At 52.9% G+C, this 8,056-nt stretch carries 6 protein-coding genes; 5 read left to right on the top strand and 1 reads right to left on the bottom strand.

Going from position 1 to position 8,056, the window contains the following annotated elements; translation table 11 throughout:
* Nucleotides 1-331 precede the first annotated feature (331 nt).
* Nucleotides 332-2,164: a protelomerase family protein gene (locus AC27N8_RS35995; protein WP_487074693.1), complete on the bottom strand. Its 1,833-nt coding sequence runs from the start codon at nucleotides 2,162-2,164 to the stop codon at nucleotides 332-334.
* Nucleotides 2,165-2,635: 471 nt separating this feature from the next.
* On the opposite strand from AC27N8_RS35995, the gene cas6 reads away from it, so the two are divergent.
* The 5 genes from cas6 to AC27N8_RS35970 all read left to right on the top strand — a co-directional run bounded on the left by cas6 (nucleotide 2,636) and on the right by AC27N8_RS35970 (nucleotide 8,053).
* Entirely contained in the window at nucleotides 2,636-3,478 is an 843-nt protein-coding gene (gene cas6 / locus AC27N8_RS35990) for a CRISPR system precrRNA processing endoribonuclease RAMP protein Cas6 (protein ID WP_487074692.1), read from the top strand.
* Between the two features lie 436 nt (nucleotides 3,479-3,914).
* Complete coding sequence (locus AC27N8_RS35985; RefSeq protein ID WP_487074690.1) at nucleotides 3,915-4,337, top strand: hypothetical protein; 423 nt, start codon at nucleotides 3,915-3,917, stop codon at nucleotides 4,335-4,337.
* Nucleotides 4,231-5,967 (top strand): transposase, encoded by a 1,737-nt coding sequence (locus AC27N8_RS35980; RefSeq protein ID WP_487074688.1) that lies wholly within the window; start codon nucleotides 4,231-4,233, stop codon nucleotides 5,965-5,967. Before AC27N8_RS35985 ends, AC27N8_RS35980 begins: the two co-directional genes overlap by 107 nt.
* Nucleotides 5,964-6,863 carry an AAA family ATPase gene (locus tag AC27N8_RS35975; protein ID WP_487074686.1) on the top strand — a complete coding sequence of 300 codons (900 nt, stop codon included), beginning with the start codon at nucleotides 5,964-5,966 and terminating at the stop codon, nucleotides 6,861-6,863. Before AC27N8_RS35980 ends, AC27N8_RS35975 begins: the two co-directional genes overlap by 4 nt.
* The gene (locus AC27N8_RS35970; RefSeq protein WP_487074684.1) at nucleotides 6,860-8,053 is read left to right on the top strand and encodes a hypothetical protein; all 1,194 of its coding nucleotides are present in this window, start codon (nucleotides 6,860-6,862) and stop codon (nucleotides 8,051-8,053) included. The genes AC27N8_RS35975 and AC27N8_RS35970 overlap by 4 nt, the downstream gene beginning before the upstream one ends.
* Nucleotides 8,054-8,056: the final 3 nt, after the last annotated feature.

Below are 8,056 nucleotides of genomic sequence, written 5' to 3'. Positions count from 1 at the left end.
AATTCATAGTGTTACGTGATGGGTGATGTGGTGCGGTTGACTGGACAAGTTATCGGTATCATTATATTGGACATCAGGGCGTATGTATAACTGTGACTATAAACAATAAGGGTGGTGTGTAGTGATTTGGTGTGGAATTATACAAAGTTGGGCTTGTTTGTCTGGATATGGGCCTTGATATCCCCTATTCAAGTACACATCAAGGTAAATGTGTAATGTCTGTGTCATTTATATCTATACATCATGTTTATTGTATGGTTATGTGTCTTACATATCTGCACATCAAGTATTATGTTCATATTAAAGTATTCCATCAGGATTGTAGTAAACATTAATCTTGATGTGTAGACACAAGGAGAGCGGGTTGCTCTGGATCTGGAAGCTCCGGGATCTGAATCATGTCACCGACGGGCACCAATTTACTGCGGTTATAGCGGGGTTCAATGCCAAGGTGTTGGTGATGGATCTCAATATCTTGTTGGTGTTCTTGCAGGTACGCATTGATAATGGGAAAGCGCGTCTTAATCAAGCCATTGATCACTGCCGCATTGATATACCATCGATCAACCGGCTGCGCATAGGCATTATGCTTTTGGATAGCCAGAATCGCTCGCCGAATGCGCTCATCAGCCGCAGCAGACGCACGCACATCTTTCAATTGGGCGTAGGGCATGTGAGAGAAATCTTTCTTCTGGAACTGATCCTGGCGTTTCTGCGCACCAGCCTTCAAGTTCTCTTGCATACTGATGCCCTCACGCACATACTTCAGTGGGTTGTCATGGCCAGCATCATGGATCATCTGAAAGAGCGCGTCAACTTCAGCCAGGGAGACTCCCCAGCGGTCTTGGAACTGCGTATCGAGCCGGCCCTGTTCCCTCTGTGGTTCAAGCACGACCTCAAGTGTCTGAAGAAAGCTCTCGGTCCCTAGTTGCTCGGTGATCGGTTGCAGGAGCTGCACTCCCTGGCGATAGAGGATGGACTCATCTAAGAGCTGAGAGAGCAATCCATTCTGATCCTTAAAGAAGCCCCTGCTGCGTTCTTCTTGCACAAAACGTTCGCGCGTCTGTGGGGTACAACGTACAATCGAATGCCCTTTCGCCGGCATCGTTGGTTGCGTATCGGCTTGTTTCTTTGCCATCACCTTCTCCTTGACTGGCTTTTTGGGTCGAAAGATCTCCAGGATCTCAACACCCGGCTCACCTAAACGAATGCCCTGGCGGCGATCGACCTGTCCATGACCATCCCCAATCACATAATCATAGTAGTGTAAGGTACTCTGATAGTTGCGCTGCACATCATCCGCGGCTTCCCCATCGGACCAGTAATGTCCATAGATCGTGGCCATATAGGTGATATCGGGAACATGCGCGGGACCAAAATAAAAGACACACAAGCGACCATAAATACAGCGATTCAAATGCGTGGTCACAAATTCTTTCGATGAACGTAGCGGAATCAACCCACGCAACCGTTCATTGGCCAGCGCACGCACGACCGATCCGTAGCGATTATTCACCTCGTCAAGCTCCAGCGTGGAACAATCAACCAACGTCCGCAGGCGACGCCACGCGGACAACACCAGATCTGCTGAGACCAGCGTCGGGATTTCATAGGGCTTCATCAGCAGATCGCGCTTTTTGAGTTGCCCCTCGAAGAGAAGGGTGAACGCCGTTTTGGGATAGAATTTCGCCGTCTTCAAAATCTCCGTACTGCGCCGGCCCGTCGCAATCGCCAGACCCAACGCCAGCTCATACCACTGTTCACTGTGTAAGAGCGCCTCGGCCTGCTGCACCAACGCATCTGGCTGCTCCAGCAACTGCTGCTCCTCTAGGCGCCGCTGAAAGCGCTCCTGGGTATCTCCCATCACACGGATCCATTCTTCCTCTGTGAAATTCAGATACCGCAGCGCCAGATGTTCATACTGCTGCGTCTGTGGATTGAGCCAGCGATTGGCCTCCGTCACCTCGAGGCGCTCGCGAATGGCATTGCGCGTATCGGTCATCGGGTTACGTAAGGTCGATTCTTTCGTGATCGAGGGACGGGCACGCCAGGCCGCAATCTCCTGCGCACAGATCCGAGCTATTTCCTCTTCTTGCCCCTGCCCCAATGGAGCCAACGCTCCCAGCAAGAGATCAATCCGCTCCGCCAGCCAACGCGTCGTCATACATCCCCTTCCTTTCATCGCAACATCTCATGTCCTCCCTCACAGTATACGTCATCTACCATGTACATGTCAAGTATTTACAATAAGGTCATTGCATAATAATAGAGTGAAACAATTTATGACTATAGGAATATTCGCCCCCTCTTGCTTTTTCTCCTCGCTTCAGGTATACTTATTGGGTAAGCTTTTTTGAGATCATCTCATTGAGCGCTTTTTTTTGCCCTCTTTCTCATGAAAGAACACCCAAGGACAACACTTCGGAAGCTCTTCATCACACCTATCATCTTCGATCCAAAATACCACTACAACTGCTCTATTGCAATTCTACCATCCACAGCCAATAAACACATGCAATAAACCTTTTTTCAAGTGCAAATCATAGAAGCTTGCAATCACGTTTATACTTATACTATAAGGTATATTTGTGGTTTTACTGGAAAAGTCAATTTGTGGGAAAGGGGTTCTTTTGACATGAAGGCTTGTGTCACACAGAACGCAGATGGAACTCTTACGTCTGCTCTGCTCGAATTACGTGCACTCCATCATGCCTCCCTGCCTCCCGCCAGAGGGCACCTGATCCATGCCATGTTCCATCAACTCCTTACACGCATCGATCCCGCGCTTTCTGCACAACTCCATCAAGCAGGCATCCATCGACCTTTTACCCTTTCACCACTGCTTGGGAGCCAAAGAGAAGAACAAACGATGATCGTTTCAAAAGGCACCACGTATCACATTCGCATCACCTTGCTTGATGGCGGATACCTCTGGCATTGTCTCAGTACGCTGTTCCTCGAAGGGGGACCATGTACCCTGCGATTAGGAAAGGCGACGCTGCTTTTGACGCGCCTTATCTCAACCGGTGATCCAACCGGATGGGCGGGAAACACCACCTGGCAAACGTTGGCTTCCCTCTCCCCACAACGTGAAATCACCTTCTCTTTTACGAGTCCAACAGCTTTTCACACCCATAAGGACGCCTTTGCCGTGGTTCCGGAACCGTTACTCGTATGGGGAAGCCTGATGCGCACATGGAACTGCTTGGCTCCGGCCTCCCTCTTCCTTTCGCAAGCCTTCCTGCGAGAAATCATCGCACATGGAATCACCGTTCTCACATGCAACCTTTCCACACGGACGCTCCAGTACCCCAAATACACCCAAAAAGGGTTTATCGGATCATGTAGCTATCATCTTCCTGAGGAAGAAAGAGCTGCAAGTCAACTCACCTGCCTGGCAGCATTCGCTCGTTTTGCGGGTGTCGGATATAAAACGACCATGGGCATGGGTCAAGTCAGGAGTGAAGCCAGGGCATGATACACCACTAGAAGAGGTCTCTCATATTGGGTCCCTTAGAGATGAAAGAACGTTTGCTCTCGTGGAGAAGGGGCAGAGGAACTCTCTCGCGGTTCTCGCGTTTGATGTCGCAAAATGGGTTCAGCCTCTCCTTTTTGACCAATGAGCCACGAACATTGTACCTATCGCGGTTTCTCGCGTTTGATGTGCCGGATATCGACTGTCATGGGCAGCTCCAACAGCAATGCTAGCAAAATGGCTATCGCGGTTTCTCGCGTTTGATGCCACCCAAAATCAGGGAAAAAGGAACATCTCGCACTCAAGAAACATATCTATCGCGGTTTCTCGCGTTGTAGGCATATATAGGCCTGGGGATACCCTTGTACCATAGGCTCATATGTGCTCGTTGACAGGGGAAATGTTCCCATGGGAACATCATTCTCCACTGGAGGAGACCATGGACAACCATGATCCTGGCGGCGTGCTTCCCAAAGCTCAGCGTCGTCTTCAGTTGCTGGGAGCCTGTGCCACTGAGGCGTACGATTACCACCGCCTTCAGGCACGTGCTGCTGCGACGTTTGTTCCACTCAAGGTAGTATGGACCTGGTGGCAGGCCTATCAACGGCAGGGCTTCGCTGGCTTAGCTCCCACTGATTGGACACCGTGGACAGCATTGCCAGTCACGACACAAATGATCATCACCCAACGTCTTGAATGGCTCGCGGAACTGGTTCAGACACATGACATGCTCCAAGGGGATCGTCTTAACACCTATGTCGCTATGCTCGCACAGCAACATCAATGGTCTCTACGCACCGCAGAACGCTGGGTGCGACGCTATCAGGTCGGTGGATGGTGGGGGGTTAGCCAAAGAGCATAACCCAGCCAAGGCGTCACGCCTACAGAATGGCCGGCAACGTACAGCCCTGGGAACACTTGATGCTTCAGCGCTTGAAACCACTTTCTATCGTCATGCATGTCTGGGAAACCTCGCAACCCAATCAAAAGCATCACGAGCAGAAGTCGAGGCACAAGCCAGCAAGGTCGGCATTGCCCCCAGCACGCTCTGGCTCTATCTCAAAGCCTATCGCGATGCGGGTCTCTCAGGGCTCGCCCCCAGGCAACGTTCGGACAAACACGAGCATCATCGGATCTCCCCTCAAATGACAGAGGTCATCCGAGGCGTTCGCTTTTCTCAGCCTGATCGCTCTATCCGCTCTGTCTACCAGGCGGTCCACACCATCGCCCAGGCATTGGGTGAACCCGCTCCAAGCGAATGGCAGATACGCAAGATCTGTGCGGAACTCTCCCCGCCAGAAGTCTTGCTGGCGGATGGACGTGATGATGCGTTTCGTAATCGGTATGAAGTCACCATGCGCATGGAACAGCTCCGACGAGAAAGCTCGCTCCTTATTTATCAAATCGACCACACCCCTGTAGACGTGTTGGTCAAAGATCTGCGCAGGGAGACCTACCGGACCAAAAGCGGAGAGGTTCGCCCCTGGCTCACCATCTGCATTGATAGCCGTTCTCGCGTCGTGATGGCCGCCATCTTTGGCTACGATCGCCCCGACCGCTATGCTGTGGCAGCCGCTATTCGCGATGCGGTTTTAACCTCTGATACCAAACAGTATGGCGGCACACCACACGAAATTTGGGTCGACAACGGTCACGAATTACTCTCCCATCATATCCATCAACTCACGCAAGCCCTCCATATTGTTTTGCACGCCTGCAAGCCACATCGGCCACAAGAAAAGGGCATTGTGGAACGCTTCTTTGCCACCTTAAACACCCGTCTGTGGGCCGACCAACCTGGCTATGTCGCCTCCAATACGCAAGAGCGCAACCCACATGCTCACGCAACACTCACCCTTGCACAATTAGAAGCGCTCTTTTGGCACTTCATTCGCCAGTATCACCAGGAAGTGCACAGTGAAACACAGCAATCCCCACTCACCTACTGGGACACACACTGCTATGCAGAACCAGCAGATCCTCGCGACGTTGACATGCTGCTCAAAGAGCCAACCAACCGCATTGTTGCCAAGGATGGCATTTCCTACCGCAAGCGCACCTATTGGCACACGACACTCCTGGACCTCGTGGGGAAGCAGGTACAAATTCGTGCAGAGCCCATCTATCGCGCTCCAGATGAGATTGAGGTCTTCCTCGATCACCAATGGATGTGTACCGCCACAGCCACCGACGTCCACATCATCACGCAAAAGGAGATTGGTACAGCAAAGCACGAACAGAAAGAACACCTCCGTCGGAGCATCAAGAAGGCTCGTGAGGCTGCGGAGAAGGCGACGCAGGAGAGCACCTCCTTCCAAGAGCATCAGTCCAGACAGCCAGCCCCCTCCGGAGTGGCGACTGTCCCTGCCAGTGAAGTGCCATCGACACAATCAAAGTCACACCGCACTCCTCCCACTGTCACTCCTCGCGGAGATTTCTTGGAACGTATGGCGGCACGTGAGGATGCACACCGAAAGCAGGACAATACATGAGGACCACTCCCTTTGCTGAAGACCGTCTACCGCACGGTCAACCGGTCATTGAAACAAAAAATGTCAAGCGATGTCGTTCCTTCCTGCGACTTATCACCGACCCACAGCGCCGTTCTCCCACCATGGGGGTCATTACGGGACGAGCTGGAGTGGGAAAAACGATCGCCTCTCAACACTATCTCGATAGTCTTGCTCCACAGGCACACACCGCGTTACCCACAGCGATCAAAATCAAAGTCATGCCGCGTTCCACACCCCGTGCTCTGGCCAAGACCATTCTCGACTGCTTGTTAGAAAAATCACGGGGGCGCAATATCTATGAAATGGCCGATGAGGTCGCCACAGCCATTGAACGTAACACGATTCACCTGTTGATCGTCGACGAGGCAGATCGACTCAATGAAGATAGTTTTGACGTGTTACGTCACCTCTTTGATAAAACAGGCTGTCGCGTCGTCCTCGTCGGACTCCCCACGATTCTGAGCGTGATTGAGCGCCACGAAAAGTTTTCCAGCCGGGTCGGACTCCGCATGTCGTTCGCGCCACTCCAGGTAGACGAAATACTCGATCTCGTCCTTCCACAGTTGGTTTTCCCCCACTGGACCTATGATCCTGGCAAGCCGTCCGACCGCGCGTTGGGGACGACGATCTGGCACAAGGTCAATCCCTCCTTGCGCAACCTCCAGAGTCTGCTTTCCACCGCCAGCCAAATGGCTCGTGATGAGACCGCCCCGTCGATTACCCAGGACATCATGCACGAAGCCTCACTCTGGATGGCAACACAACCTGAGCACGCTTGGACGAAGACGTCATCAGCAGAACCCACCGAACAAGGAACCTATGAACGGATCTCTCAAGCACGTCAGGACGCAAAAGCAAAAGGATCCACATCATGACCAATCCGTTCCTCTCCATCTCCCAACTGAATCGCCCTTTGCTCCTGGAGGTGTGCCAGCAGATTCATGCCCAGGCCCTCTTCCTGGCGACACGAGACAGCAGCAGCATGGTGAGCATCCCAAGCAGTGTTTCGATTGCACGACGACGCACGCTCCTCCAGCAGACTGGCCCCCAATCCTGCCTGACGCATCCTCGTGAGATCGAGCATCTCTTTGAGGGCGTGACCTTCTCTCTCTATCAATGCATCCAATCCCTCTATTGTTCACGCGTTGCACGCAGTATCCCGATGGTCACTCGGATTATGCATGCTCTGGCAAGGGGTGCCAATACTCCGCCGCTCCATGCAGAAGCAATCTGGGCCATCTGCCTGCACCTCGATGGGCAACGAGCACACCTCCTTCAGGTCACCACACAGCCGTCTCAGGCACGGTGGTGGCTCGGAACCATTCCTCCTGCCACTCCCGTCTTCCATGAAGATGACCAGACGCACAGTATCCTGGTTGCAGTGATTGACATCTCTGCACCTGCCGTGCTTGCGTTCCGCATCGGCATGGCACAATCTCTCGCCGAACTGACAGCTCTTGCCCTCTATGATGCTCTGGTTGCTGCGCGCTCTCCTCACCCATCTGGTGCCAGTGGACTCGTCTGGGTTCTTCCTTCCTCTCTGCTCACCACAACGCCTCCTCCTCAAGCCTGCATGCTCGCCTGCACCTCCCTTGGTCTGAACATTGATGCGTGTGGGCCCAGCGCTGTGCCACTCCTCGCAGACGTCTCTCGCGCCTGGCAACGCCTGCACACCTCAGAACCACCCCCCAGACAGAGACACATCGTCTTCGACACCCTCCTGAAGCACATCTATGGCTCCAGCCCTCTGCGCACATGTGAACACAATGACCATCGCTTTCGACACATGCGAGGGTATCAACGCGATCCCGCCCAACTCGTTCCACCCTTGCGAGCTCTCCTTCCAGTTTCTCCTGCCTCGATCAGTACAGATGGACACATCTTCTTTGATGGGCTGCACTACACCGATGATTTGCTCGCACTCTTTCCTGAAGCCTGCGTCTCCATTTGCCAATCAGAACACACCGAGGCCGTCATCTGGGTCTTTCTTGATGGTGAGATCCTTGGAGAAGCGCGAGCCCGTGAATTAGTCAGGCGCGATGGCAGTTATCGCGCCCATCGATGATGA

The organism is Dictyobacter sp. Z7_2 (assembly GCF_057551105.1).
Note: the sequence above shows the minus strand (reverse complement) of the source record. Positions and strands in the feature narration are given on the sequence as shown.

Bases quoted from the DNA above. Each gene is read 5' to 3' on its own strand.
- AC27N8_RS35995 (WP_487074693.1), bottom strand. From the start codon at position 2,164: ATGACGACGCGTTGGCTGGCGGAGCGGATTGATCTCTTGCTGGGAGCG.
- AC27N8_RS35980 (WP_487074688.1), top strand. From the start codon at position 4,231: ATGTCGCTATGCTCGCACAGCAACATCAATGGTCTCTACGCACCGCAG.
- AC27N8_RS35985 (WP_487074690.1), top strand. From the start codon at position 3,915: ATGGACAACCATGATCCTGGCGGCGTGCTTCCCAAAGCTCAGCGTCGT.
- cas6 (WP_487074692.1), top strand. From the start codon at position 2,636: ATGAAGGCTTGTGTCACACAGAACGCAGATGGAACTCTTACGTCTGCT.
- AC27N8_RS35970 (WP_487074684.1), top strand. From the start codon at position 6,860: ATGACCAATCCGTTCCTCTCCATCTCCCAACTGAATCGCCCTTTGCTC.
- AC27N8_RS35975 (WP_487074686.1), top strand. From the start codon at position 5,964: ATGAGGACCACTCCCTTTGCTGAAGACCGTCTACCGCACGGTCAACCG.